At 69.5% G+C, this 19658-nt stretch carries 24 protein-coding genes and 2 pseudogenes; 14 read left to right on the top strand and 12 right to left on the bottom strand.

Going from position 1 to position 19658, the window contains the following annotated elements; translation table 11 throughout:
* Positions 1 to 32: 32 nt before the first annotated feature.
* Together SRB5_RS36255 and SRB5_RS04900 are read right to left on the bottom strand one after the other, a co-directional pair.
* Positions 33 to 449, bottom strand: a pseudogene (locus tag SRB5_RS36255) (DUF6529 family protein); the annotation flags it as partial.
* A gap of 36 nt (positions 450 to 485) precedes the next feature.
* The gene (locus SRB5_RS04900) at positions 486 to 1007 is read right to left on the bottom strand and encodes a COG4315 family predicted lipoprotein (RefSeq protein WP_153450169.1); all 522 of its coding nucleotides are present in this window, start codon (positions 1005 to 1007) and stop codon (positions 486 to 488) included.
* Positions 1008 to 1230: 223 nt separating this feature from the next.
* Between SRB5_RS04900 and SRB5_RS04895 the strand changes: the two genes are divergently transcribed.
* A complete protein-coding gene (locus SRB5_RS04895; RefSeq protein ID WP_323377057.1) occupies positions 1231 to 1662 on the top strand; it encodes a hypothetical protein in 432 nt (143 codons plus the stop codon).
* Between the two features lie 610 nt (positions 1663 to 2272).
* Positions 2273 to 2872 (top strand): hypothetical protein, encoded by a 600-nt coding sequence (locus SRB5_RS04890; RefSeq protein ID WP_153450168.1) that lies wholly within the window; start codon positions 2273 to 2275, stop codon positions 2870 to 2872.
* Between the two features lie 116 nt (positions 2873 to 2988).
* On the opposite strand, the gene SRB5_RS04885 is transcribed toward SRB5_RS04890, so the two are convergent.
* Together SRB5_RS04885 and SRB5_RS04880 are read right to left on the bottom strand one after the other, a co-directional pair.
* On the bottom strand, positions 2989 to 3378 hold the full coding sequence (locus SRB5_RS04885; protein ID WP_228389783.1) for a hypothetical protein: 390 nt from the start codon (positions 3376 to 3378) through the stop codon (positions 2989 to 2991).
* A gap of 351 nt (positions 3379 to 3729) precedes the next feature.
* Positions 3730 to 4296: a TetR/AcrR family transcriptional regulator gene (locus SRB5_RS04880; RefSeq protein ID WP_153450167.1), complete on the bottom strand. Its 567-nt coding sequence runs from the start codon at positions 4294 to 4296 to the stop codon at positions 3730 to 3732.
* Between the two features lie 136 nt (positions 4297 to 4432).
* Here SRB5_RS04880 and SRB5_RS04875 point away from each other — a divergent pair, with 136 nt between their 5' ends.
* The 5 genes and pseudogenes from SRB5_RS04875 (at position 4433) to SRB5_RS04855 (ending at position 7788) form a co-directional block, all read left to right on the top strand.
* Positions 4433 to 5911, top strand: a complete 1479-nt coding sequence (locus tag SRB5_RS04875) for an MFS transporter (RefSeq protein WP_153450166.1) — start codon at positions 4433 to 4435, stop codon at positions 5909 to 5911.
* Positions 5912 to 5966: 55 nt separating this feature from the next.
* Positions 5967 to 6296: pseudogene (locus SRB5_RS04870) on the top strand (CatB-related O-acetyltransferase); the annotation flags it as partial.
* Positions 6293 to 6682: a Vgb family protein gene (locus SRB5_RS04865; RefSeq protein ID WP_407703877.1), complete on the top strand. Its 390-nt coding sequence runs from the start codon at positions 6293 to 6295 to the stop codon at positions 6680 to 6682. The pseudogene SRB5_RS04870 and the gene SRB5_RS04865, both read left to right, overlap by 4 nt.
* A 131-nt stretch (positions 6683 to 6813) precedes the next feature.
* A complete protein-coding gene (locus SRB5_RS04860) occupies positions 6814 to 7299 on the top strand; it encodes a hemerythrin domain-containing protein (RefSeq protein ID WP_323377055.1) in 486 nt (161 codons plus the stop codon).
* Between the two features lie 60 nt (positions 7300 to 7359).
* A complete protein-coding gene (locus SRB5_RS04855; RefSeq protein WP_153450164.1) occupies positions 7360 to 7788 on the top strand; it encodes a hypothetical protein in 429 nt (142 codons plus the stop codon).
* A 55-nt stretch (positions 7789 to 7843) separates the two neighbouring features.
* Here the strand turns inward: SRB5_RS04855 and SRB5_RS04850 are convergent, their stop codons facing one another.
* Complete coding sequence (locus SRB5_RS04850) at positions 7844 to 8788, bottom strand: DUF6891 domain-containing protein (RefSeq protein ID WP_153450163.1); 945 nt, start codon at positions 8786 to 8788, stop codon at positions 7844 to 7846.
* A 276-nt stretch (positions 8789 to 9064) separates the two neighbouring features.
* On the opposite strand from SRB5_RS04850, the gene SRB5_RS04845 reads away from it, so the two are divergent.
* Together SRB5_RS04845 and SRB5_RS04840 are read left to right on the top strand one after the other, a co-directional pair.
* Positions 9065 to 9523, top strand: a complete 459-nt coding sequence (locus SRB5_RS04845) for a MarR family winged helix-turn-helix transcriptional regulator (RefSeq protein ID WP_228389782.1) — start codon at positions 9065 to 9067, stop codon at positions 9521 to 9523.
* Complete coding sequence (locus tag SRB5_RS04840) at positions 9520 to 10953, top strand: MFS transporter (protein WP_323377054.1); 1434 nt, start codon at positions 9520 to 9522, stop codon at positions 10951 to 10953. The genes SRB5_RS04845 and SRB5_RS04840 overlap by 4 nt, the downstream gene beginning before the upstream one ends.
* A gap of 205 nt (positions 10954 to 11158) precedes the next feature.
* Here the strand turns inward: SRB5_RS04840 and SRB5_RS04835 are convergent, their stop codons facing one another.
* Positions 11159 to 11341 (bottom strand): hypothetical protein, encoded by a 183-nt coding sequence (locus tag SRB5_RS04835; protein ID WP_153450162.1) that lies wholly within the window; start codon positions 11339 to 11341, stop codon positions 11159 to 11161.
* A 246-nt stretch (positions 11342 to 11587) separates the two neighbouring features.
* On the opposite strand from SRB5_RS04835, the gene SRB5_RS04830 reads away from it, so the two are divergent.
* Positions 11588 to 12232 (top strand): LysE family translocator, encoded by a 645-nt coding sequence (locus tag SRB5_RS04830; RefSeq protein WP_323377052.1) that lies wholly within the window; start codon positions 11588 to 11590, stop codon positions 12230 to 12232.
* Positions 12233 to 12327: 95 nt separating this feature from the next.
* Here SRB5_RS04830 and SRB5_RS04825 read toward each other — a convergent pair whose 3' ends face one another.
* The 3 genes from SRB5_RS04825 to SRB5_RS04815 all read right to left on the bottom strand — a co-directional run bounded on the left by SRB5_RS04825 (position 12328) and on the right by SRB5_RS04815 (position 14193).
* Positions 12328 to 12780: a hypothetical protein gene (locus SRB5_RS04825; protein WP_228389781.1), complete on the bottom strand. Its 453-nt coding sequence runs from the start codon at positions 12778 to 12780 to the stop codon at positions 12328 to 12330.
* Positions 12781 to 12851: 71 nt separating this feature from the next.
* Positions 12852 to 13292 (bottom strand): hypothetical protein, encoded by a 441-nt coding sequence (locus tag SRB5_RS04820; RefSeq protein WP_153450161.1) that lies wholly within the window; start codon positions 13290 to 13292, stop codon positions 12852 to 12854.
* 421 nt (positions 13293 to 13713) lie between these two features.
* Complete coding sequence (locus tag SRB5_RS04815; RefSeq protein ID WP_194292827.1) at positions 13714 to 14193, bottom strand: SMI1/KNR4 family protein; 480 nt, start codon at positions 14191 to 14193, stop codon at positions 13714 to 13716.
* A 289-nt stretch (positions 14194 to 14482) separates the two neighbouring features.
* Here SRB5_RS04815 and SRB5_RS04810 point away from each other — a divergent pair, with 289 nt between their 5' ends.
* The 3 genes from SRB5_RS04810 (at position 14483) to SRB5_RS04800 (ending at position 16496) form a co-directional block, all read left to right on the top strand.
* Positions 14483 to 15088: a dihydrofolate reductase family protein gene (locus SRB5_RS04810; protein ID WP_153450159.1), complete on the top strand. Its 606-nt coding sequence runs from the start codon at positions 14483 to 14485 to the stop codon at positions 15086 to 15088.
* A 149-nt stretch (positions 15089 to 15237) separates the two neighbouring features.
* Positions 15238 to 15504 (top strand): hypothetical protein, encoded by a 267-nt coding sequence (locus tag SRB5_RS04805; RefSeq protein ID WP_153450158.1) that lies wholly within the window; start codon positions 15238 to 15240, stop codon positions 15502 to 15504.
* Positions 15501 to 16496, top strand: a complete 996-nt coding sequence (locus tag SRB5_RS04800) for a hypothetical protein (protein WP_153450157.1) — start codon at positions 15501 to 15503, stop codon at positions 16494 to 16496. Before SRB5_RS04805 ends, SRB5_RS04800 begins: the two co-directional genes overlap by 4 nt.
* 396 nt (positions 16497 to 16892) lie before the next feature.
* Here the strand turns inward: SRB5_RS04800 and SRB5_RS04795 are convergent, their stop codons facing one another.
* Both SRB5_RS04795 and SRB5_RS04790 read right to left on the bottom strand, forming a co-directional pair.
* Positions 16893 to 17117 carry a hypothetical protein gene (locus tag SRB5_RS04795; RefSeq protein ID WP_153450156.1) on the bottom strand — a complete coding sequence of 75 codons (225 nt, stop codon included), beginning with the start codon at positions 17115 to 17117 and terminating at the stop codon, positions 16893 to 16895.
* Positions 17118 to 17379: 262 nt separating this feature from the next.
* Positions 17380 to 18288 carry an alpha/beta hydrolase fold domain-containing protein gene (locus SRB5_RS04790; protein WP_153450155.1) on the bottom strand — a complete coding sequence of 303 codons (909 nt, stop codon included), beginning with the start codon at positions 18286 to 18288 and terminating at the stop codon, positions 17380 to 17382.
* 149 nt (positions 18289 to 18437) lie between these two features.
* Between SRB5_RS04790 and SRB5_RS04785 the strand changes: the two genes are divergently transcribed.
* Complete coding sequence (locus tag SRB5_RS04785) at positions 18438 to 18932, top strand: MarR family winged helix-turn-helix transcriptional regulator (RefSeq protein ID WP_153450154.1); 495 nt, start codon at positions 18438 to 18440, stop codon at positions 18930 to 18932.
* Between the two features lie 34 nt (positions 18933 to 18966).
* On the opposite strand, the gene SRB5_RS36250 is transcribed toward SRB5_RS04785, so the two are convergent.
* A complete protein-coding gene (locus SRB5_RS36250) occupies positions 18967 to 19113 on the bottom strand; it encodes a hypothetical protein (RefSeq protein ID WP_228389780.1) in 147 nt (48 codons plus the stop codon).
* Between the last annotated feature and the right edge of the window lie 545 nt (positions 19114 to 19658).

Genomic DNA, 19658 nt, shown 5'->3' with positions numbered 1-19658 from the left:
GGCAGGCGCCGGCTGCGCACCACCAGCACCTTGGCGACGAAGGCCCCGTACAGCACGCAGCCGGCGACCGAATGCAGGAAGACCCGGCCACTGCCGGTCTCCACGCCGTACGTGCTGACGCAGTGGACGGCGATGGGCACCGACAGCGCGAAGACCACCCATCCCGTAACGCGGTGCCCGTTACGCACGCCCCGGGTCCCGGAGGCAAGGCCCGGGAGCCGTCCGTACATGCACAGCGCCAGTACGACCGCCAGGCCGAACAGCGCCGTTCCCAGGCGGGCCTTGAGCATGACCGCGTCCGCGCCGTGGGCACCGAAAAGGCCCGTCGAGTACTGGGGAGTGTGGCGGACGCCGGTCACCCAGATCACCACCGCCACAGCCACCGGCAGGGCCGCGCCGACGGCGACAGCCGCGACCCGCCGGGGGGCCCGGTGACGGCTTTGCGGCATCATCCTGATGTCCCGTGCGTCTCGGCCGCCGATGGTTCAGCTCTTGTCGACCTTGTTGCCGTCGGCGTCGAGCACGTACCACTCGGCACCGAACTGCTCGAGGGCCTCGCCGTTCGTGTCACCCGGCTTGGAGTCTCCCGCATACAGGTAGACCGGGTGCCCGTGGTAAGTGACCTGCGTCTTGCCGTCGTCTCGCTTCGACATGCCAAGCAGTGCGGACTTCGCGGACCCGCTGCTCGACGGCTTCCCGGACGTCAGCAGCGGCGGCCACGCCGTGGCACACGCGCCGTTGCAGGTCGACTTCGTCGACTTGTCCGCCTCGAAGAGGTAGAGGGTACGGCCGTCCTTGTCGACCAGAACGGTACCGAGATCCCCGGCCGAGGCGGTCTTCACCTCGGCCGGCGCACCGGCCGGCGCGCTGGTGGTGGCTGTGGCCGACGGCGACGTCGGGGACGGGGAACTGCTGTAGCCGCCGCCACCGTTGTCGGAACACCCGATCGCGGCGGAGATCATCATGAACGCGGCCGTCCCCACGACCACCTGTCGCAAACGCCTCATCACAGTTCCAGGATTCGTAAGGCCGTCACCTCGGGACGGATAAACGCATATTGAATGATTACGGATCTCCGGCAGCCCATATGCGCCCGGGCCACCCCGGAATTCACTGGGACGGCCGCAAACGAATAGGCGAGGCCTGTGTCGGGCGAGCGGGCCGGGGCTGGTCAGCCGATGCGTATGCAGGTCGCCGACGCCTGGTCCCGGGTTCTGGAACGATGTCCCCGTGCATGCTGATGATCAGGTTGACGAGGGTGTCCCCACGGACCTCGCGGCGTTCCTGCGGGAGGCGGACGACGGCCGCCCGCAGAAGATCGCCCCTTCCGTCTGCACGGAGTGCGGCGGTCGTGTGTTCTCCGTGCTGGTCAACGCGTCCAGCGCGGAACGGGAGTGCACGGGCTGCGGCAGGCGTGCGTTCATCGCGGACAGCGAGGAGTACTGGAACGAGGAATCCTGGGAGGACGACGAGCCCGGTGCGGCCGGCTGCCCGTGCGGGAGCGAGGAGTTCGAGGCCGCGGTCGCGTTCTCGCTCGGCGACGACGGATCCGTCCGCTGGGTGACGGTGGGCCTGCGGTGCGTCCGGGATGGGTTCTGCGGGGTCTATGCCGACTGGAAGATCGACTACGGGCCGACGGATCACCTTCTGGCCATGGTCTAGGTCTGCGGTACGTCAGCCCGAATGGGGTGTGCGATTCGTGGAGGGTTCCGTTCCTGAGCCAGGAGATGCCGGGGTCGCGCTCTTTGTCCACGCTCCGTACCTTGGCCTCCGCACCAGTGATCACCGGGATCGCTTGGTCGAAACACGATAGTTCAGCCTCCAGTCCTCGGCGCAATCAGCCGGACAGAGCAGAGACCCGGGTGTGATCACAGCCCTGGCCGTTCCCGGAAGCCGCAGAAACGCCTCGTCGTCCTCAGGGCGACCGTACTCGGTCTCGACGGTGGGTACGCCGTCCGCTGGTCCGTCAACGAGCGTGACAAACTCACGAGCGAACACAGGCCGGGAAGTTCCTCGCCACCGCCGGCCAGCGGGCCATGGACCCGACCCGAAACGACGCGCGGCCGGGTACTGTCGCCATAGTCGGCGCCCTGTCCAGGTCGAATGCGCTGTGGGACGGGAAGCCGCGAGCACACCGTAGTGCACCCGATCCACATGACCGACCGAGCGACGGATAACCCGACCGCTCCGTCCCGCGGCCTGCGGCACGACAAAACCAGCGTCAGCGCGGGTGGAACGGATCCGGCTCGATCCGTGAAGAGGTGGAATGCCGATGGGGATTGACTACAGCTACGAGATCTTCGTTCCCGCCCGGAATGTCACCCGCGCGCTGACCGAGCTTGCCGCCCTGGCGCCGACAATCAACCCACGGCCGCCGCTCACAGTCACTCTGCCCGGCGGTGACCAGGTCCTCCTTCCGTTCACCTCACACTTCGAGAGCGATCCGGTCGACTGCTCCACGGGCGGCACGCTGGACCTCGACACCACCATCATGGTCGGCGTCGACGACGACGCGATGCGCGAGTTCGCCGAGCCCCGCCACTGGGAACGCGCCGAGCACGGGAGGATCCCCGTCGGGTACGTCTACCTCACGGTCAGGTTCGCGACCGCGTGGCATCCCGGGTACGCATCGCTGGACTTCACTGCGGCGACAACGGGCATGAGCCTGGCGTTCAAGCGGTCCGCGAGCTTCGAAGCGGTGTTCACCGGCCTCACCGCTGCCAGCGGTGGAGTGTGCTGTGTGCTCGACACCGAGGAGGCCACGCGGCAGATCTGCTGGCTGAACGGCGAGCCAACACGGGAGACGGTCCCGAGCCCCCGCTTCGCCGATTACCGTGCCCTGGCCGCGTCCTGGCCGGCCAGGGAGCCGTGACGAAGCGACAGCCTGCGCCAGTTCGACGGTGAAGGATCGCCAGGGAGTCCTCGTAGTCCTCCAGGACCTGCGGGGACACGACGACGGCGACGAAGCCGTGGGACGAAGGGCAGGTCTCAGCGGCAGACGATGGGGCAGCCACGCCGGATCGAGTGCTGGGAAGCGCGCAGGAACAGTGCGACGTAGAAGGCTGTGTCCAGGTCCCTGTTCCACGGTCCTGTCCGGGCGGTGGCCAGATCCTTTGCTTGGTGCCTGAACCACATGCTCAGGTCGAGGTTGTCGCATGTTGCCGGGGTTTCGGGTGGCAGGGCGATGGCTGCTGCGAGCTTCTCGGCGAGCGGTAGTACCTGAGGGGCGCCGGCGATCATGGAGTGGTAGTCGCTGGATTCGATGGGCAACCAGATCTCCTCATCGAGCGAGACGGGCACGAGTACGGTCCAGCCGCAGAGGGTCTCCGACTCCTCTCGTGACAAGTGCGTCTCACACAAGGCGAAGAACCCGGTCATGGACGGGGACAGCTTCTCCTCGAAGGCCTGCCCTGATCCGGGCACGAAGCGAGTCTCCGGGGAACGTTCTCGTAGGCCGGCAGACCCCGCTGCCTGAGCTCGGCGTTGAGAGCCGAGGCGACTTCGCCCCACCCGTCTTCCTCGTCACCGAGCCATTCCTCCGCGCCGACGCTCAGCATGTACACACCCATGAGGGGAAGCTAGCGCGCGCATCTGACATCGGGCAGAAGCGACTTTGGTCCGAATCGGCGGACTCGTCGACGCAAACGATGGGCGCTCCGAGGACGCCCGATGTCTTTATGGAGACGCGTACCGTCCGGCACCGGCATGCGGTCCGGAACCCGGGCGAGGTCACAGCAACCGGTCGACCAGTCCGTCGACGTAGTCCGGCGTGAGCGGGACCACGCCGAACAGGACGCGCAGGTACATCGGGGCCAGGACGTGGTCCAGCACCTCGAGCGCGTCGGGTGCGTCCTCGCCGCGTTCGCGGGCGCGGTCGAGCACGGACTGCAGTTGCCGGGTGCGTTCGGCCCGGAGGTCGGCGCCGGCTTGCCGGCCCTGCGGACCGCTGCCCGACAGGGCGACGGCCAGGTGCAGCACCGCCGGACCGTCGGGTCCGGTAATCTCGCGGGCCACTTGGGCCGCGTAGGTGCGCAGGTCGCCGGCGAGGGTCCCGGTGTCGGGCATCGGCGACCGTGCGTTGAGGCGGGTGAGGGCCACGTCGGTGAGCAGGGCCTCCAGGTTGCCCCACCGGCGGTAGATGCTGCTGTCGGCCACCCCCGCGCGGGCCGCGACATCGCCGACGGTGAAGTTGCCGTAGCCGCGTTCGCCGATCAGGTCGGTGACGGCCTGGTGCACCTGGGCCCCGACGCGGGCGCTGCGCCCGCCGGGGCGCCGGGCTTGCTGTCGTTCGTTCATACCCTCCACCTTAACGCAGTTCATGCTTGCGTTTGCGGATCGATCTCTCTACAGTCATCTAACGCAGTCACCTACTGCTTTAGGTTGCCCGCGCCGCACCCGGTCGGGCGCCACCAACGAACGAAGGGGGATCCCGATGACGCCACCGCACACGGCGGCGGGCAGCCGGCCGAACCGGGCCGTGCTGCTCGCGGTGACCTGCCTGGGCCAGTTCATGGTCCTGCTCGACAACACGGTTGTCGGAGCGGCGCTGCCCGACATGCAGCACCGGCTGCACACCCAGTTGACCGGTCTGCAGTGGATCGTCGACGCGTACGTCCTGCTGGTCGCCATGCTGCTGATGTCCGGCGGTGTCTTCGCCGACCGGTTCGGCCGCAAGCGGGTGTACCTGGCCGGTGTGGCGGTGTTCACCGCCGCGTCGGTGTGGTGCAGCCTCGCGCCCGCGCTCGGCTGGCTGGTCGCCGGCCGGGTGCTGCAGGGCATCGGGGCCGCGGCGCTGAGCCCCGCCTCGCTCGCCCTGGTCACCGCCGCGCATCCTGTGCCGCAGGAACGGCTCAGGGCGATCGGGCTGTGGGCCGGCTTCAGCGGAATCGGCCTGGCCGCGGGTCCCGTGGCCGGCGGCGTACTGACGGATGCCTTCGGCTGGCCCGCCGTCTTCCTCGTCAATCTGCCCGTGGGCGTGGTCCTCCTGCTGGCCGGTCTGCGCCACCTCGACGAGTCCCGCAACCCGAATGCCCCCGCGATCGACGTCCCGGGGACGGTGCTGTCCGTTCTCGGCGTGGGTGTGCTCACGTACGGACTGATCGAGGGCGGCGCCCGCGGCTGGACGTCGCCGGTGATCCTGGCGAGCTTCGCCGCCGCCCTGGTCCTCCTCGCCGCCTTCGTCGCCGTCGAGGCACGCCGCCCGGCACCGATGCTGCCGCTGCGGCTGTTCCGGCAGCGGCTGTTCACCGTGTCCAACACGGCCATGGTCGTGGTGGGGTTCGCGCTCATGGGCTCGTCGTTCTTCTTCTCGCAGTTCTTCGTGTACGTCCAGGGCAGCTCGATCCTGCGCGCCGGTCTGCAGACCCTGCCGGTGTCGCTGGCCATGGTGGTCGTCAGCCCGTACGCGGGCCGGCTCGCCGCCCGGTACGGCATCCGCGTCGTGGTCACCACCGGCCTCGCCCTGGCCGGCGCGGGACTGATGGCGCTCGGCACGGTGCACGCCGACACCGGCTACGGGAATGTGTGGTGGCGGCTGGCAGTCGCCGGCACCGGCTTCGCCCTGACTCTGTCCCCGCTGACGGGAGCCGCCGTCCAGGCGGTCGGCCCGCAGGAAGGCGGCCTCGCGTCAGGCGTCAGCAGCACCACCCGGCAGATCGGCGCGGTGCTCGGCGTGGCGGTACTCGGAGCCGTCGTCCGCGCCCGGGAATCCGGCGGCGCCTCCTTCGAGACCGGCCTCGACGACGCCTTCCTCGCGGCCGGTGCCATCACCTCGGCCACCGCCGTGTTCACCGGCCTGTGGCTGACGCGGTCCAGGCCGGCGGAAGGCTACGAGACCCCGCAGCGCCTCACCGGCCCCGGCCCCGCTGCGGCCACCGCCCCGGACAAGGCGTCCGCCGGCAGTCGGAGCTAGACCGAAACCGTCCCCGACACCTGCCGAGGAGACCCTGGACATCGTCACCGCCATGCCCAGCCGCGGCGACACGGTCGTCAGCAACGACGTCTGGTTCGGCTACGGTGCGACCGTCATGCCCGGCACACGGATCGGCGACGGCGCCATCATCGCGGCCGGGGCGGTGGTCACCGCCGACGTCCCGCCGTACACGATCGTCGGCGGCAACCCGGCCCGGCCGATCCGGCAGTGCTTCGACGACGCCGACGCCGGACTGCTGCGCCGCGCCGCGTGGCGGGACTGGCCCGCCGACCTGGTCACCGAACACGCCCGCACCATCATGGCCGGGACTCCGGCCGACATCGCCCGTATCGCCACCGAACACGCCCAGGAGAAGCACCTGTGACCATCAAAGAACACCCGGTGTCCGACCGCACGGCCGGACCCTACGCCCTCACCACGGGGCCGGACGGCGCCCTGTGGTTCACCGAGTACCGGGCGGACCGGATCGGGCGGATCACCCCCGACGGCCGGATCACCGAATTCCCGCTGCCCGACCGCACCGCACGCCCGCACGCCGTCACCGTCGACGGGCAGGGCACGGCATGGTTCACGGAATGGGGCGGCAACCGCATCGGCACCATCACCCCCGACGGCTCCATCACGACGTACGACCTGCCCACCCCCGCCTCCGAGCCCCACGGCATCACCGTCGGCCCCGACGGCGCCCTGTGGACCGCGCTCGAGATCGGCGCGCTCGCCCGCATCGCGCCGACCGGTGAAACCATCTGAGCGCCACTGGGCGCGGCCCGGGCACCGCCCTTGCCATACCGCCGCGTTGCATGATCCAATTTCGGCAGCATCGCGTGTCGGTGGCGGACTGCGCCAGGCATGGAGGTGTGGAACCGAAGGGACCGCCACCTGTGGCTTCCCCCAACGGTGAGCGTGCAGTCGCCCTGAGCCTGCAGCTCGCACAAGCACATCAAGAACTGCGTCGGCAGATCAACGACATCAGGACGAGCGTCGGACACCGCAAGCTGAGCGACGACGTACTCGTCACCCACTGCCTGGCCTTTTGCACCGCGCTGACGACGCACCACCAGGGCGAGGACGACGGGATGTTCGCGCAGCTGCTGCGCGAGCGCCCGGACCTCACGACGACGGTCGCGAAGCTCGTCGAAGACCATGGAATGATCGCCTCGATCCTGTCCCGGGTGCGTGAACTCGCCGACAGGGCCACCGAATCGCGTGGCCCCGCCCTGGAGGCGATCGGGCGTGAGCTCGACGGACTGGCGGCGATCATGGAGTCCCACTTCAGCTACGAAGAACGGACGATCAGCGAGGCGCTCGACGACGAAACACCCGGCACCGACTGGCCCGACCAGGTCTTCCGGTTCGGTACGACATGAGCCGGGACCCCGGCCCCGGCAGCCGCACGCTGTGGCTGCCGGGCCTGGGGCGAGCTCCGGGTGTTCGGCGACGGGGAACTTCCCGCGGCCCTCGGCGGCCTCGCCGGGATTCCCTCGCGGTTCGGCGCCAGGTTCCGGCCGGCGCTCCTGCGTCACTGCCTCGGTCCGCAGCGGCCGGACGCCCCGTACATCGCCGTATGGCCCGAGGACGGCGTACTGCCCGACCTGACCGGGGACACCGTGGGAACGCCGGAGGACCTGGCGGGCGTCGTACTCGCCGAGCGCGCCCGGCACCGCTGCTTCGTCTGCGGCGCCGGGTTCGAGGTGCTGCGCCCCGAGGCGGCGATTCCCGTCCTGGGGCACAACCTCGCCCGGCACCGCATCGTGAGCGGATGCCCGGCCTGCGGCAGCGATTTCGGGCGCTCCCGGATCGACGGCCTCGCCCTCATCCGGTTGCCCGACGTCCCGGACGGGGCGGCTCCGCCCTGACGACGCGCCTTGAGCGGCGTCCGTCGGCGCGTGGCGTACACCATCCGGACCGGTCTCAGAAAGGCAGGCGCTTGCGCCAGTCCAGGCCCTCCACCTCGATCGCCGCATCCGGCGAGCCGTTCCAGTCGACCGTGAGTCCCGCCGCGCGTATCGCCGCGGTGATCTCGTGGCCGATCGCCGTGGTGGCCTCGTCGGAGCCGTCGACCACCTCCCAGCCGCCGTTGTTGTCCAGGCTGCTGTAATTGTCGAGGCTGCCGAAGTAGAGGGTGAGCCGACCGGTGTCGACGACTCGCTCCGTCGCCTGAGTGTGGAAGAACAGGAACCCCCGCGAAGTCGGCTTGGACTTGTCGCGAATCTCGGAGAGCCCGCACTCGCGGCAGCAGGAGAAGTTCTCGCGGGCGACGATGCCCAGGTCGTTGAAGGCGATGAAAAGGTCCCGGATCCGCTCCGCGTCGGTCATACCCGCCCAGCTCGCCTGCTCGGCGAGGCGCTCGTCCCACAGCCGGGTCGCGATCTCCTGCGCCTGGGCCGCCGACACAGCGCCGGGCACCCGCTCTTCCACGTACCCGGCCACGTGACGTCGGCTCACGAACCCTGCGCGCAACATCTCCCGGACATGGCCCTCGATGTCCTCCCGGACGTCCGCCGGGAGATCCGGCACCGGCTCGCCCGCGGGGGCGGACCGGTGCTGCACCCAGTCAACGCCCTCGTCCCAGCCGGAGTTCTGCCGTGCCCAGCCCACCATGACCCGGACCGCGGTCGCCAGGTCGACAGGCGCCTTGCCCGAGGACCGCTCGCTGATCCCGTCGCCGTGGGACAGGGAGAAACCGGCGTCCTTGCCGTGCATATAGAACGTGTACTCCTCGGTGAAACCGAGGCGGATCATGTACAGGAACGGTCCCCCGCTGCCACCCACCGTCGCAGCCAACTCCCGCAGTGTCTCCTCCGTCGGACGATAGGCCTCCTCCCCGAACTCGGTCGTGATCCAGATGTTCAGCATGATGTCCCCGTTCGATCGCGCTTCCGTACCGGCCACGCAGTGTGACATGCCCCACCGACAGGTGCCCTTCCGAGGGCAGGGCTTCTGGGGCGTCCCGCAGCAGAAGAACGTCCACAACTGGGGCTTGACCAGCGGTGTCAGGAGACGCCCCATGCATGACGGGAGCCGACTCCGTCCTCGAGCGGGACTCCGCCTGGCGACGACCCGGACGCCGTCGAGGCCGCACCGGTCGACCATTTACATAAGTCATGAATATAAAACTGCTATGCTTCGAGTATGAGCCGCCAAGACACCACTCCCGGCGCATCCACCGCCATCGGAGCAGCCCTCTACAGCCTCGCCACCAGAGCCGCCAGACGCCTCCCCCGTGACATGAGCCTCACGTCCGCCGCCACCCTCGCCACCCTGGCCCGGACCGGCCCGCGACGCATCACCGACCTGGCCGCGGTCGAGGGCGTCACCCAGCCCGCGATGACCGCCCTGGTCCGCGTGATGGAGGAATCCGGCCTGGTCGAGCGGCGGGGCGACCCGTCCGACAAGCGGGTCACGCTCGTCTGCCTGACCGAGGCCGGCGCCTCGTACGTCCGGACACGGCACCAGGCGGGCGTCCACGCGTTCGAGCGGCTGATCGGCGAGCTCACCGGCGACGAGGTCGAGGCGCTGGCGGCGGCCCTCCCGGCGCTGAAGCATCTCGCAGACCTCGAGAACCAGGACCGCGAACGGCCCAAGCAGTGACTGGGCAACCGGCCGGCGCCGCCGCGGCAAAAACGCCCCGGACGGCGCGTCCCGAGGCGCGACTACTGGTCCCCGCCCTCATATTCATCGCCCTGGTCGTGGCAGCGGTCGCCAGCCTCGGGACACCGCTCATCACCAGCGTGGCGACCTCGTTCCACGTCTCACTCGGCAGCGCCCAGTGGACCCTGACCATCGCGCTGCTCAGCGGCGCCGTCGCCACACCCGTCCTCGGCCGGCTCGGAGCCGGCCCGTACCGACGGGCCACGATCCTCGCCACGCTGGCGATCGTCGTCGCCGGCAGCGCACTCACCGTCCTGCCACTACCGTTCGCCTGGCTCCTCGCCGGCAGAGCGGCCCAGGGCATCGGACTCGGCCTGACGGCGCTCATGATGGGCGTAGCCCGCGACCACCTCCCCGAAGAACGCAGCGCGACCGTGATCGCCCTGATCTCGGTGGTCTCGATCATCGGCGCCGGCGTCGGCTACCCACTGGCCGCACTGCTCGCCGAATACGGCGGCGTACGAACCACCTACGGCCTCGGCCTGGCCGTCACCGCCGCCGCGCTCCTGACCGCCTGGCGCTCCATGCCCGAAGCCCCCGAGGGCCGCTCGGCCCACGTGGACGTGACAGGCGCGGTCGTCCTGGCCGCCGCGCTGCTCCTGGTGCTATATCTCGCCGGCGAACAGCACCTGTGGAGCCAACACCCCGCCGTGGCGTCGGGCCTCGCCGTCGCCGCGGTCGTACTGCTCTGCGCCTGGGCCGTCATCGAGCTCCGCAGCACCACACCCCTGGTCGACGTACGGGCCGTACGGCACCCGGCGGTCGCCGGGGCGAACATCGCCATGTTCGTCGGCGGCATCGGCATGTACCTCCTGCTCACGCTCATCACCCGGTACGCGCAGACACCGCACGGCGCCGGCTACGGCTTCGGGCTGACGACCTTCGTCGCCGGGCTGGTCCTCATCCCGTTCTCGGTGCTGGGATTCGTCGCCGGCAAGCTCACGCCGCGAATCCGTTCACGGATCTCCGGCCCCCTGCTCCTGGCCGGCAGTGCCGTCGTGGTCGGCGGCGGATTCGCCCTGTTCGCGGCGGCCCGCTCGAACCTGGCCGAACTGTTCGTGGCCATGGGCGTCCTCGGCCTGGGCGTCGGCGGCTTCTCGGCCGCGATGCCCGGCGTGATCCTGGCCGTCACGCCCAAGAGCGAGACGTCGAGCGCGATGAGCTTCAACTACGTCGTCCGCAGCGTCGGCTACTCCCTGGGCAGCGCGATCGGCGGCCTGATCCTCACCACGGGCACCGACCCCGGCCACCTCTTCCCCGACGACGGCGCCTACACCACCGCGGCGGTGGTCGGCATCGGAGCGATGGCGATCACGGCGCTGACCAGCCTCGTTCTCGCCCGCCGACGCTCGCCCGGGACCAGCGCGTAAGTCGGATGGGCGCGGTTCCGCTCAAGGGAACTCCGCCTCGTCGGATTGCCTCGGTCCGTGATCGACCTCTTCGGCGCCCCCTGTGAGTGCGCGTCAGCCGGGTAATGCGACGATGCAGCGGTGCGCGAGCTGTCCGAGTTGATCGCCCGATTTCCTCGGCGCGCTCTGCTCCTCCCGCCGCTCCGGCAGCTGGCTGACGCCGCCGTCAGCGCCAACCTGTACGCCACGGCATATGGCCCGTAACGAGTTCGACGACGAGGCCGACATCGGGTACGTAGCCCACTTCGGAGCCAAAGTGAACAATTCCGATAGAAGCCACACAAGCCGCACATCTAATTTCGCCGGAATCCGGACAAAACAGCGGCCCGCGGATCGCCTTGGTCTGCACGACGACCCACCTCCACGACGACGACCTTACGGCCGTGGTCACGCCCGGGATGTGGGCCATGGCGCGTCGGCTGCAGTCGCTGCTGTCTCCTGCCGGCCGGAGACAGGCGCCCGGAGGAGCCGAGCGGCAGGGCCGTATCCTGAGGCGGAGCGATGTGAGCAGTGCCGACGCGTCGCAGACGCCCGCTATAGCCGGGACCCATAGCTCCGGAAACCAGGTATCCGGCAAACGATCAGGAGTCGACTGGTGATCAGTCTGCCCACAGCGGGGGGAGTGGCCCTGGTCGAACTGGGCATGGCCCTGACCCCGGGACCGAACATGATCCACCTTGCTTCCCGTGCGGTCACTCAAGGCCGCAGGGCGGGCCTGGTCAGCCTGAGCGGGACCGCCGTGGGGTTCGTGTGCTACCTGGTGGCCGCAGCCGCGGGGATGTCCGCGCTGTTTGCCGCCGTACCGCTGGCCTTCACGGTGATCAAGCTCGCCGGGGCCGCCTACCTCGCCTACCTGGCCTGGGGCATGCTCAAGCCCGGTGGCCGCTCGCCCTTCGCCCCGGCCCAGGACCTGCCTCCGGTCTCCGACGCCCGTCTGTTCTCGATGGGGCTCCTGACCAACTTGCTCAACCCCAAGATCGCCCTCATGTACGCCGCCCTTCTGCCTCAGTTCATGGATCCGCAGGCGGGTCCGGACTGGGCGCAGCTGCTCCAGCTCGGTGGGGTTCAGATCATGGTCGGGATCTTCGTGAACGCTCTGGTCATGCTGGGCGCGGCGCGGGTATCGGGGTTTCTGGCTGCCCGGCCCCGCGTGATGACCGCTCAGCGGTTCGCGTCGGGCGGCTTGCTCGGCGTCTTCGCGCTGCGTACCGCTCTGTCCCGTACACCGGCCTCGGCCTGAGGGCCCGTATCACGGCCTAGCGTGGTTTGTTTATTTCGGCTGGTCAGGAATGGTTTCGCTTGGAGCGGGGGATCGCGTGGACGAGCGTCACGCTCTCACAGCCCGGCTTGCTCGAGCACCTGGTGCATCATCGCGACGGGAATTGTCCGGTTCGCGGCCGCCCCGGACACGACGGCGGACTCGTCGGCTCCGAGGAGAGTGATCAGCCGGTCGACGGGGATCGAGGGGTTGGTCGCCGCCTGGCGTCGTATGCAGTCGGCGTCGTCGGCCGGCAGAGCTTCGATCGTTTCGGCCGGCAGCCCGGGATGTGCCGCGGCAACAACCCGGTCGTCCGGGTCATCGGAGCGGGCGAGGGCGGTGGCGGCGTCGGCGGGGAAGTTCCTGTGGGCGAGCATGTCCCAGCGGCTGTAGCTCTTCCTGCCGGCGGCGACGTCCGCCGGCAGTACGCCGGGAGCGTTCGGCTGGCGTTCGCACACGAACAGGCGCACCTCGAAGCTTTCGTCGGCGGCGAGGATTCCGACCGTCTCGTCCGATAGGTCGGTGCGCATCGCCGGTGTCTTGCGGAGGGTCTGGTGACGACTACGCGCGAGGCCGGCCTCATGATGCCAGGCCGTACCCTCTAGTCACGCGCCCATTCCTCGCGCGGCCGGAGCTTCGCCAGGATCTGCCGGGCTTCGTTGCGGACTCCGGCGTCCGGGTCCGTTGCCAGCTCTCGGTACTGCTTGATCAGCCGGTCCACGCCTTGGGGCGTCATCCATTCGGGGTTGCAGTCCAGGGCGGCGCCGAGATGGTCCACGGCGTCGTTGGTGCCCGCCTGGCCATAGGCCAGCAGGACGTAGCGCAGGCCGATGGTGTCCTTGCGTTCGAGCAATGCCTCGGCCGTTTCCTGGATGACCCAGGTGTCTTGGGCGTCCAGGAGAAGACTGTGGATGACGTCCGCCACTTCCTCGATCTTGTTCGAACCTGCGAGCTGCCGCCCAGCCGCCCCGCGAACGGACCATTCCGGCGATACGGCGCGCTGGACTGCGGTGCTCAGTTCTTGCTCGTCGAGGGGGGCCATGCCTCCAGACTGCCAGGAGCCCCGGAGATCTCCGCGTGAGTTTCGTCGGCCTCGCTGCTGTGCGGCGGGGTCATGTCGTGGATGGATGTCTTCGGCTACTGCCCGCGGCGTGAGCTGGTACATGGGCAGCCTCAACGACGAAGGAAGCGCGACCTCCGGTGCGCCTCCGACGATCTGCATGAAGCGCTGCGCGGGCTGTGACCTGCCCTATGGCCAGTCCTGCCAGCGTCAGGCATGGCGCCTTTCCGGCGCTCGATCCGGGCGCTCACCGGTACTCGTTCTCGCGGTGCTCCAGCCATTCGAGGTAGCGGCTGCGGAAGCTGTGGGGTCTCCCCCACGCGTCGATGTACGGCTCGAACGGCGGGTTGACCGTACAGTTCCGGAAGCGGAGCTCGCCCCGGTGCGGGCCGACCAGTATGAGTCAGTCGGTCATGCCGCAGCCGTTGTCGCTGATCTGGACCGCACCGCGCTCGCGCTCCGTGAACCAGATGTGCTCACCCTGCGGGCCGAAGGCTGTGACGTAGTCGTGGAGGTAGTCCTCGTCCTCGTCACGCCTGGTGGGCTCGTGCCCGGCGGCGCGAAGGGTCGCGATCTGCTTGTCGGGCCAGTCTTCCGTCTCCACGAACGGCCCGCTCACGTCCGGACGCACGGGGACATCGTCCCAGACCCACGCCCATTTCCCGTCAACCCGGCACAGTGAGGTCAGCTCAATGTCCGGGCCGGGCCCGCCCGCCCCGACCTCGGCGAGGAACGTGCGGTAATCCTCGGGGAGACCGACACCGTATTGCGCCTCGACCTCGGCGATCTCGGAGCCCGTCAGGACCGGCTCGAAAATCGGGTAGCTGACAGCCCTTCGGCTGCGTACCTGACGCATCGCCTTGGCCCTCACCGTCGCGATCACACGCTCTCGGATCTCTGACCACTCAACCTGCGTGTCCACCTGGCCCCTGTCGATGGCGTGCCAGGACACTAGCCGCTGCCACCGACAAAGGACGGCTGCGGATGGGCAGCGCGAGAGGAACGTCAGAAGGTGGGAGGGGGCGGTCTCCCCCGCCCCCTCCGAAGCAGTGCTGCTCCGCCGACGGGATCGGCTGCAGCGTCATGGGTTTCTCGTTGCCCCACGGCGTGGCCGATGAGTTTGCGGCGCCCGGTCGGTCCAAGCTCATGAGACCCCACGAAAGGACAACGTCATGTCGGAGCTTCTCGTCGACTTCATCACCTCCCTCGACGGCTACGCATCGGGAGAGGGCTGGCCCGGGTTCTGGGGCCTCGAGGGCCCGGAGTACCTCGCCTGGCTCGGCGAGCAGCCCGAGGTCACCTACCTGATGGGAGCGAACACGTACCGCTTGATGTCGGGCTTCGCCGCAGGCGAGATCCCGAGCGGCCAGGACGAGTTCAGGCCCGAGGAAGAGGCGTCCGTGGACGAGCTCACGCAAGCGTCCAAGGTGGTGTTCTCCTCCTCGCTCGAGGCGCCACTGACGTGGGCCAACTCCACGCTCGTCCGCGACGACGCCGTCGAGGCGGTCCGCGCAATGAAGTCGAACGGCTCGGGGCTCCTCAGCACGATCGGCAGCCTCAGCCTGTGCCGCTCACTGCTGCGAGCCGGACTCGTCGACCGCTTCCGCGTCGTGATGTTCCCGGTCATCACGGGGGCCACGGGCGAAGAGCGCATCTACGACGGCTACCCGGACATCGCCCTCGAGATGACCGACCACCGCACCTTCGACGGACGCACCCAACTGGTCGAGTACAAGCCGCGCGTGCTCGAGCACCCGCCGCTCGACGTCCCTGCATGACGTCGGCCGTCCGCCGGTCCCGGGTCCGTTCAGAGCAGGCGTGCTGAAACGCTCCGGCCATGGCTGGGGTGGTGGGGTGGGGAACGGGGCTGCGGGACACGAGCATCACCGCTGCCCCTGCTCCTGAACGGTGAGTAGCGTATCGAGGCATGACAGTACTGCCGAACTTGCCTCGGAACACGGCGCTGCTCGACGTGCTGCGGGCGCAGGGCGTTCCGGAGGGGCGCGATGCCGATGCGTACGACGGACGGCGGATCGGCGGGGCGGGGGACGCGTTCCTGGTGCTCCAGCGGATACCGGGCCTGTCCGGCGTCTTCGCCCAGGTCCTGAGCGTTACCGGTGGATACACGCTGGATCACCGCGACGGCGCCCCCGTTCGCCTGGCGTCCTCTCGGCCGCGCACGGTCTGTGCATGACCAGGACCACGCCGGCCAGGCCGGTCTCCGTGGAAGCCGTCTTCCCGGACCTCGCCGCCTTTCGGGGCCAGACCACGCGACTGCACCCCAGGCCAGGGCGGCCCGGCATGCACGACAGCCACGTCGGCGGGCCGATGCTGTGGCCGGAGGACGAGCCCTGGCTGGTCTGCAGCGAGCCCCACCGGCGGGAGGCCGAGGGGTGCGTGCCGGACGAGATCCGCAGCGCCCGGGCCGAGGACGCCTGGCCGCCGAACCGGCCGTGGCCCGCCGACGGAACACTCGGGGAGGCCGGACCCGTCCCGTTCATGGGACTCGCCCAGTTCTTCCGTCGGGACGTCCCGGGCCTGGCCGCCGGACCCGACGGCGCGGACCTGGTGCAGCTCTTCCGCTGCCCGCTCACCCACGGCCCGTACCTGGAGCGCCACTACCGTCTTCGGTGGTGGCGGTCCGCGGACGCCGAGAACGCGGAGCGGTTCCTCACCGCCTCACCCGAAGTGCCGATGCTGCGCTGGGACGACGAACTCCCCGAACCATGCGTCCTGCATCCCGAAGTGGTGGACACCTATCCCTGGGCGGAGGACGACACACTGCCGGCCGCCCTGATCGCCAGCATCGACGCGTGGGACGACGCTCAAGCGGCGGAAATTGGTCCCGGAACCCCCAGTTACCAGGGAGACCTGTCGATCCCACCCGGCTGGCGGGTCGGCGGCTATCCCAGCTGGGCGTCGACGGGCCCGATGACCGTCGACTGCGAGTCCTGCGCGACGCCGATGCAGCTGCTGCTGACAGCCGGAGGCGAGGAGATGGACCCCGACTCACACAGCTGGGTGCCGCTGGAAGACCGCGACCCGTCCCTGCGGGGAATGGACTCGATCCGCGGCGGACCGTCCCTTGCGCAACCGACGCGCCTTCGCTTTGGCCGGGGCCGGGACCTGCACGTCTTCACTTGCACGGCCGATCCCGGACACCTGCCGCGGTGGGTGCTGTCCTAGCCGGCTCCAAGGCATTCCGGCGCCCGGCGTCGTTGACCCGAAACGGGCACACCCAGCGGTCTCCGGCTGGAGCGAATCCGCTGATGCCGGTGCAGTCGGTCGCTTGGGTCCACTCCAGGTGGAGCGAGTTGCGGAGGGCGGCTTGCGCGGGTGCGGGATGGGTCATCAGGGCGTCGTTTACGTATGAGGGTACGGGCTTCTTCTTCGGTGACCCGCCCTTCAGCCGTACGTCCAGGGTGTGCTGGCCGAGGTCCTCGGCCTGGGCGGCGAGCAGTGAATCCACCTGCAGGCAGATCCCGGCGGCTGCGCGATCGCGTCGCCACGCTCACGTTCGAACGACGGCGCCCGTTCCCGGGCCCGGGGACGGGTCCGGGAACGTGGGCCGGGTGTGGTCGGTCAGGTTTCCTGCAGCGCGGCGCGGATCGCGGTCTCGACCTGCTCGGCGGTGTTGGCGTGGCCCGCAGCGTTGGGGTGGACCACGGTGGCGCGTGTGCCGTCGGGGCAGGGAAGGGGCATCGGCAGGTCGGTGACGTTCCCCGGCAGATGGACGCGCTCGGTGCGGGCGGCGGCCCAGCTGATCCGTGTCCAGGCATCGAGGAAGCCGGCAGAAGTGATCCTCAAAGGTCACCAGCTCCATGCCCACTTGTTGGGAGTGCACCCGCCAGGATCGCCACCCGTCGAGGGTCCCGGCCGTGCGGGGTGACGAATGGGCCGAAGCACAGGTCGTCACCGTGGCGGTCGTGATGACCGCCCTCCTGTTGTGCTTCGACACGCCGGCCGCACCCACCGGCAGTGACGTCCCGCTCCCCCGCGGGAGACAGCCGGTGCCGTCTCCCGTGAGGGGTGGTCGTCTCGGGCGGGAGCAGTACGTCCGGGGCGGAGGTCAGCCGATGTGCTTGCGGACGAAGGAGCCGATGCGCTCGACCGATTCCGCGGCCTCGGGCGCAATGCCCGCGAACAGCTGCAACATGTGCGGAGCACCCTCGACGACGACGAGTTCCGAGGAGTTTCCGGCCGCGAGGGCCTTCTCGTGGAACCGGCGCGAATCGTCGATCATGGTCTCTTCGGTGCCCACCTCTATGTGGATCGGTGAGAGTCCGGCGAGGTCGCCGAACAGGGGGGACACCAGGGGATCACGCGGATCGTGGTCGACGAGGTACCCGGCGGCGAACCCCTGGAGCATGGCGGCCGAGACGAACGGGTCCCGGTCCGCGAGTTCGGTGTAGGACGGCGCCGATACGGTCATATCGGTCCACGGAGAGATCGGCACCACGGCCGCGGGCAGGGCGATACCTTCCGCCTTCAGCTTCAGCAGCAGCGCCAGCGTCAGGCCGCCGCCCGCCGAGTCGCCGCCCACCGCGATCCGGTCCGCACCCACCGTGGCGAGCAGCGACTTGTACGCGGCCAGCGCCGAGTCGAGCGCGGCCGGGAACCGGTTCTCCGGGGCGCGCGGGTAGTCCAGCAGGTGGACCACGGCGCCGGCCGCGGTGGCCAGCCTGGCCGCCAGGCCGCGGTAGATGTAGGGCTCGCCGGCGTTGTAGCCGCCGCCGTAGAAGTACAGCAGCACCCGATCGGCCCGCGACGCCGGAGTCGTCACCGTCAGACCCGGGAAGCCCTGCGCCTGGGTGACCACGGCCTCGTCGGGAACCGGGAACTGCCCGCTCCACTTCCGGCCGGCTTCGCGGAACCGCTCCATCTCGGGCCGCTCGTCCACGGGCAGGTAGTCACCCACGGTGGTCAGCAGGTGGTGCACCTCGGCGAGCTCGTCACTCAGCTTCACTTCTGTGCTCATCGTCGGTCAGTCCTTTGTGCAGTCGTGTGCGGCGTGGCCGTCGAGACGACCAGCGTCGGCGCCAAATCGTTTGTGTAGCGCAAATCATTTGTAACACAGAAGCGACTGGCAACCAACAGGCGATTGGTGAGTGCTCGTATACTCGGGACATGGCTTCGCTACCCGTCCTCAACCAGCCGCCCCATCAGAGCGGCGCCCTGCTCGACCACCTGGCCCGCCGGGTGCGGACGCGGTCCGAGACGGTGCTGGCGCCACTGGGCCTGCGCACGCGCCACCTGGTCACGCTCACCGTCCTGCGCGACCACGGGAGCAGCACCCAGCAAGCACTGGCGGCCACGCTGGGTATCGACAGCACCAACCTCGTCGGCCTGCTCAACGACCTCGAAGCCGACCACCTGATCGAACGCCGCCGCTCACCGCAGGACCGCCGCCGGCACGTCGTGGACCTCACGGACGCGGGCGTGAAGAAGCTGGCCAAGGCGGAGTTCGCCCTGGCCGCGGTCGAGGACGAGGTGCTCGCCGCGCTCACCTTCGAGCAGCGCGAACAGCTCTACAGCCTCCTCCAGCAGGCCACGGCGGCCACGGACGTCGTCGCCTGCGCGGGCAGCGAGGATGAGCCGATGCCGCCCCCCATGCGCAGCTGACGCGGGCGGGTCGTCCGGGCCGGCGGGTCTTGGGCTACACCGCCCGGTTCAGCGCCGTCGTCAGATGCTCCAGCTCGTTGGGCATCACCGCGAGCCACACATCCCCGTCGTTGGAGGCGCACTCGACGATCGTGTTGCGCGCGTTGATCCTGAGGGCCTCGCGCCATGAGGGCGAACGCATCCCCACCTGCCGCAACCCGTTCGGCAGCTCAGACACCAGGGCCCGCCCCCGAGGCTCCCACTTCATGGCCGCTGGGCCGACGACCATTCGCCCGCGTGTCCATCCGCGCCCATGATCCGGCCGCCTGACCAGACAGGGAAGGCTGATCGACTCGCCCTGGGCCGCGCTCTCTGCTCGCTGCTCAGCCTTCCGGCGGACAAGCCAGCCAACGACGCCGGCGGCGGCGAAAGCCACTATGAGTTCGATCACGGCGACATCCAAACAGAACCTGAACCTGCGTGCCTATCCCCTCGCAGCAGGACTGACACCTGTGGGTTCAGCCCACACCAGCCCTCGGAATCACGAACCGCGAGGGCGCCGTGCCGCCATGCCCTTGGCCTGCTCGGCACCGAGGACCGTGCTGCGGCTGCCTCGGATGAGCGGGGCGGGGCAGCTGCCGGCACGTCAGTCGTCCCAGTAATCACCGTTGAGGTGTTGGTGTGAGGCGTTGCCGGCCGACACCGTTCGGGCGGCGAGTGCTATGAAGATCATTTGTGCGTGGTGAA

It is taken from the genome of Streptomyces smaragdinus, assembly GCF_009604385.1.
Lineage (GTDB): Bacteria > Actinomycetota > Actinomycetes > Streptomycetales > Streptomycetaceae > Streptomyces > Streptomyces smaragdinus.
This window is presented reverse-complemented; position numbering and strand designations above follow the sequence as displayed.